Here is a 4,212-nt window from a genome sequence, read left to right as displayed (position 1 = left end):
GCAGCTCGTCAACAACTTTTTAACCACTTCGTTGCGACTGCGCGGTCCATCTTCCTGCGCCAGCCGTGCGCCCAACCCGCTGCACACCACCGACTTCGCTTCCCCTCTTCCGCGCCGCGTTTCCGTTAGCGCGAAAGAGGCGTGATTCTATGCACCTCGCTTCGATCGCGCAAGGGGTTCGATGCAACTTTTTTACAAAACCCGCAATTCGGCCGTCCGGCCATGCCAGGGCACAAGACCGCTTATGGTGCAAAGAACGGACTAGAATATGAGGTTCTTCGCCTCTTTCTATATACGTCTTTAATATGCGCCAGCGAATCGCCAAACGCCTCCCCCCCGATGCCGACAAACTGGTCGGTCTGTCGCTTGCGCTCTTCGCCTCGGGTAGCCGCATCGAGGATCGCTTCTGGGAAGCGAAGCTCGACGCGCTGCTCGCCAAGATAGTCCGCAACGGCAACCAGACCACGCTCGACGCAGCCCTCGACCATCTGCAGCAGAATCATCCCGACGCCTACGGCGCGCTCGCCGACATGGCCGAGACCCACAGCGAGTCGATGGTGATCGAGCACGACGGCCAGCCGTACGATGCGCTGCTGGTCGCCGTCCCCGTTCTCGCATGGACGCGCTACATGATTCCATCGGGCCCGCTCAAGGGCGACGTGGCCGACGCGCTGCGAACGCACCTGCAGGCTCATGTCCTTGCGAACGGCACGCTCGTCGGGCTTGCCCCGTTCCTCTACAGCATCGACCAGTTGCCGCGGCATCACGTCGAGACCTACCGTCTTGCCCAGCAGCTCGCGCATGCGGCGATCGGCCAGCACACACCCAAGCTCAGCTTCGGCGACCTGCCCGAAACCTCGCCGATCCTGGCCGACCCGCGCTTCCTGCTCGCCGTCGTCGCTGCGCCCGCCGGGGCGCCGCTGTTCCGCTGGCAGGAAGAAGAAGGCGGTAGCCGGATCGAGCGCGGTCAGTGCCTCGAACAATGGACGGCCCAAGGCGGCCCGAATCTGTCGATCGCACTGCCCGGATGCGAGTTCGAGTGCCTGCTTCCGGACGCGTACTACTCGGCCTGCCGCGACGCGGACGAACGCATTCGTCCACACACGGTGCGAACCGCCATTCGTTATCTTTTCGACACACTTGGTACGGCACCGCAGGAGCTGCGCGCGGTGGTCGCCGGCTTCGGCGAACGCCGTATCGACGAATATCGTGTCGGCTTCACTCGGCGTGCGAGCAACGACGTAATCTACGGCGTCGTGTGGCCGCTCTACGGTCGTGAAAACGGCGACGTGTTGATCGACAGCGCGACGCTCGAAGGCGAGGCGCCGATCGAAGGGCCGCTCGAGGAAATCGTGAGCCTGTTGAAGGAATGCGGTGTAACCGACGTCCGACGGCACGCAGGCCGCTTCGAACCCGAATACTGCGACGACTGCGGCGTGCCGCTTTACGCAGATCCGCTCGGCGAAATCGTCCACGCGGAAATGCCGGAAGACGCCTCGCCCGCCCAACCGCACTTCCACTAACCTCTCGCGGCAGGCCCGAACGGCCTGCCCTCCCGAAGCCGCTCCCGGTTCCCGCCGGAGCGGCTTTTTTCTTGTCCTATATTCCGTCGCTCAAAATTTCAGACTTTTCCTAAGCCTTTCAGCCAAGCAGACATCGTGTAAGGTCTTTGTCATTATCGGGGCCAACGCATGCCCGACAGCAGATCAATGACCCACCCTTACGGAGGTTGAATATGCGGTTCCTGGTGCTTTACTCAGACGCCGAACGGCGTGACGGACTGAAGGCCCTGTTGCGACAGATCGACCGCCACGCCAGCATCAACGATGCACCCGACAGCTTCCAGGCGCGCCGGCTGCTGCGCACCCAGCGTTTCGACCTCGTCGCGATCGACTGGCTGGACGTCGGCCGGCTAAGCGAGCTGCAGGCACTCTGCAGCGCCTGCTCGCCGACGCCCGCGGCCGTAATGATCGACGAAGCCTCGCCGGAGGCCATCCAGCGCTTCTTCAACTATGGCGTAGCAGGCGTGATCCCGCATTCCACGCGGCCGCACCTGATCGTGCGTGCGCTCGAGATGGTGCTGCTGGGCGGACACTACATCCCGCCGATCGCCCTCCGCCTGCTGCCCTCCGCCGCCGGAGCGCGCCACGAGGCCCATTTCCAGACGCTCGCCGGATCGCTGCCCCGCCGCCCGCCGAGCGGCCTGTTGTCGCCCAGGCAAGCGCAGATCATGCGCTTCGTCCACATGGGCAGCACGAACAAGATGATTGCCCGCACGCTCGGTATCAGCGAAGGTACCGTGAAAATCCACCTTGCCAGCATCTTTCAGCAGCTTGGCGCCGTCAACCGCGCCGCCGCGGTCGCGATCTACAACGGCTGGCTGTCGCCGCACCTCGAAGTGCTGCTGGCGAATCGCAACCGCACGCGCAAGCCGGCCATCGGCGAACGCGGCACCGTTCCACTACGCACGCCACGGAACGATCATCGGTACCCGTTGCCAGCCGCGCATGCCGGCACGCAGGACCTGCCGCTCGCCGCCGAGCCGCGGGCACGGTTCCGGCGCGAGCGCTAGCAGACAGTCTCGATATTGCGACGGTCGACATGTGTGGATTCCCACCTTTGATGCTCAACGAGTAATATGAACGCATGGGTTTTCTTTTCACACCGCTTCCGCTCTGGGTTGGCATCGGTGGCTGGATCGCCGCCGTGGCCCTGCTCACGCTCGCGATCTGGAATCGCCCCTTCGTGCGCCTTCAGGACGCCACGCTCCAGCACGTGTGGCTTGCGCTCGTCACCGCAATCGCGGTCCTCTGGGCCTCGAATGCGTGGCTCGATGATGGCATCGTCATGCATCTGCTGGGCGCAACGCTGCTCGTCACGCTGTTCGACTGGACGCTCGCGCTGATTGCAATGGGCGCCGTCACGGCGGTGGCCGCGATCATCTTCGACGCGCCGTGGCAGGGCATTGGCCTGACCTATCTGATCTACGGCGCGCTGCCTGTCGCCGTGTCGGCGTTGCTGCAGCGCGCCGCGCTCGCATGGCTGCCGCACAACCTCGCGTCGTTCATCACCGGCCAGGGATTCCTGTCGCCGGCCATCGCGATCATCGCGGTCGCCGCAGCAGCAGCCGGCGTCCAGCTCGCCCTCGCGGACGGCGTGCCTGTCGTGATTCCTGCCGGCTATCTGTTGAACACTGCACTGCTCGCGCTCGGCGAAGCGTGGTTCACCGGCATGGCGACTGCGCTCATCGCCGTCTATCGCCCTGCGTGGGTCACGACCTTCGACGTCCGGCGCTATCGCCTCGGCGGCCCGCGCGCCTGAAACTCCTTCGGATCGGGGCACCGTCAGCACGTGCCGGCGGCATTTTCTGCAGCGCGGGAGAATAGGCCATCTACTGCCGCACAACTTTTTTACGCTAAGATTGAACTCCTGTTCTCCATCGGGCATCTATACGTGCCCGATGTCTCCTTCGCTCCTCACCAATAACCAGATGGACAGCTCACCTGCCTCGCTCCGGATTCTCCGGGCGCTCGGCAAGCTGGCAGCCTGTGTCGCGGGCCTGTCGCTTGCGCTTCCGACACCGGTATTCGCCGACCTGCTCGATCAGCGCTCCGAACTGATCAACAAATTCGTCAACGAAATGCATGCCGATCCGCTCGCGGCCGATTGTGCGGCGCACGGCAGCTTCATCGCCAGCACGTCGTCGGCCTTCGATCGCGTCGACTTCGCGCCGAACGCATTCGATAGCGGCAACGCGACGATCACGCCGTGGAACGACTCGTTCGACCAGGGCAAGCAGCGCGTGAAGGTCGACAACATGGTCACGGTCGACGGACTCGGCGTCCACAGCGACGGCAGCGACCCGACGCCGCTGAAATTCCGTTGCGGCTACGTCGGCCAGCAAATGCTCGCGTTCAGCTGGAACGACCCTGTTCCGCCGCTGAAGCCGCGCGTCGAGCGCTCCACGTCCTCGACGAAGAAGTTCAAGGGCAAATCGCACCGAGGTAATGCAAAGGCGAAGGCATCGGGCCGCACCGGCAAGAAGGCCGTCGCAACGAAGAAATCAGGCGGCCAGAAGAAAGCCGTGAAGAAGAAAACCGCGAAGAAGTCCTGATACGACGGAGCGGCAACGACATGTCAAGTCCTGGAATAGGTTGACAGTATCCAGACGCTAGAACGCCCGATGCACCGCATCGGGCGTTTTGTATTTCA

At 63.6% G+C, this 4,212-nt stretch carries 4 protein-coding genes; all 4 read left to right on the top strand.

Annotated features, from left to right (window positions below; translation table 11 throughout):
* Positions 1–305: 305 nt before the first annotated feature.
* Positions 306–1,523, top strand: coding sequence for a DUF2863 family protein (locus AC3WLY_RS35115; RefSeq protein WP_492310895.1), 1,218 nt, complete (start codon positions 306–308; stop codon positions 1,521–1,523).
* 212 nt (positions 1,524–1,735) lie between these two features.
* Positions 1,736–2,572 (top strand): response regulator transcription factor, encoded by an 837-nt coding sequence (locus tag AC3WLY_RS35110; RefSeq protein WP_175962909.1) that lies wholly within the window; start codon positions 1,736–1,738, stop codon positions 2,570–2,572.
* Between the two features lie 74 nt (positions 2,573–2,646).
* Positions 2,647–3,321 carry an energy-coupling factor ABC transporter permease gene (locus AC3WLY_RS35105; protein WP_310138523.1) on the top strand — a complete coding sequence of 225 codons (675 nt, stop codon included), beginning with the start codon at positions 2,647–2,649 and terminating at the stop codon, positions 3,319–3,321.
* A 139-nt stretch (positions 3,322–3,460) separates the two neighbouring features.
* On the top strand, positions 3,461–4,114 hold the full coding sequence (locus AC3WLY_RS35100; protein ID WP_175962907.1) for a BspC domain-containing protein: 654 nt from the start codon (positions 3,461–3,463) through the stop codon (positions 4,112–4,114).
* Positions 4,115–4,212: the final 98 nt, after the last annotated feature.

It is taken from the genome of Burkholderia sp. FW306-1C-G01B (assembly GCF_058781685.1).
The sequence above is the reverse complement of the archived record's forward strand: the minus strand, read 5'-3'. Positions and strand labels throughout refer to the sequence as shown.